The 1,287-nt window shown below is 53.8% G+C and carries 1 protein-coding gene; it reads left to right on the top strand.

Annotated elements, in window-relative coordinates; genetic code table 11:
- On the top strand, nucleotides 1–1,287 hold a 1,287-nt coding region (locus V6D20_23090), incomplete at both ends, for a portal protein (protein HEY9818665.1).

Raw genomic sequence — 1,287 nt, forward strand, 5'->3', positions numbered from 1 at the left:
AGACCCGCTTGGCCAGACCAAGGCCGTCTATCAGAAAGAAGTCAAGGACGTTATTGACGAGATGGAGGATGCCGGTTTCGTCAAGATTGGCGAGAAGATGAAAGAGCGGTGGGTTGTCACCAAGTACATCGTATCCGGTGAGAAGATCCTAAAGCAGCAGCGCATTCCTGGCGAGCATATCCCGATCATCCCCATTTATGGTGACTGGTCAAGGGTTGAGGGCCGTGAGATCTGGCGTGGTATCTATCACGACTCACAAGACCCCCAGCGACTTCATAACTTCATGATGTCCTACCTTGCGGACATTGTAGCCAAGGGGCCACGGCAGAAGCCTATCTTCTACCCCGGTCAGATTCAGGGCTATGAGTATATGTATTCGTTGGCGGGTGCGGATAACAACTATCCATACTTGCTACAGAATGAAGTATCGAGCGAGACAGGCCAGCCCTATCCGATTGGTGCAGCGGGTTATCTTGAGCCTCCACAGCTCCCGCAGGCCGGTGCAGCCCTCTTAGACCTCACACGCCGAAGTGTTGACGATGTAACGGGCGGTGCACTGAACCAAGAGCAGATGATGTCAGGGGCGGTCACAGAGGGGCAGATCAACGCCACCCAGAACGCTCAGAACATGGAGACGTTCTTATTCCAGAACTCCTTCCAGCTTGCCATGAAGCAGGCCGGTCGAGTCTATGCCTCTATGGCGGCTGAGTTGTATGACGTACCACGTACAGCGGTGGTCACACAGCCTGACGGCACAGAGTCTGAAGTACAGATCATGGAGGCGGTGTTCGATGAGGAAACTGGTGAAGAGGTTGTACTCATCGACATCACACAAGGCGCGTTCGAAGTCTATGCCGATGTCGGGCCATCCTTCAAAACCCAACGTGACGAAGCCCGCCAGGAAATGCGGGACTTGTATCAGGCGCTACAGGGTACACCAGAGGGCCAGATTGCACTGCTAACGTACTTCACCCTTCAGGTAGGGCCGGAGACCAAACACCTCAGGGAATACGGCAGGAAGCAGCTTATCCTTCAGGGCATTATCGAGCCTGAGACTGAGGAAGAAGAGCAGATGCTTGAGGCCGCAAGCCAGCAACAGCAGCAACCTGACGCTGATATGGTCTATGCGATGGCTGAACAGCAGAAGGCACAGAACGAAGCCCAGAAGAACCAAATGGAAGCCATGATCAAACAGGCTCAGTTGCAGATTGATGCGTATGAAGCGGAGACTGGCAGGACTGAGGCAATGGCCAAGATCAGGGAAACTCTTGCCAAAGCTGGAAAGGT

The sequence above is a fragment of the Candidatus Obscuribacterales bacterium genome (assembly GCA_036703605.1).
GTDB lineage: Bacteria > Cyanobacteriota > Cyanobacteriia > RECH01 > RECH01 > RECH01.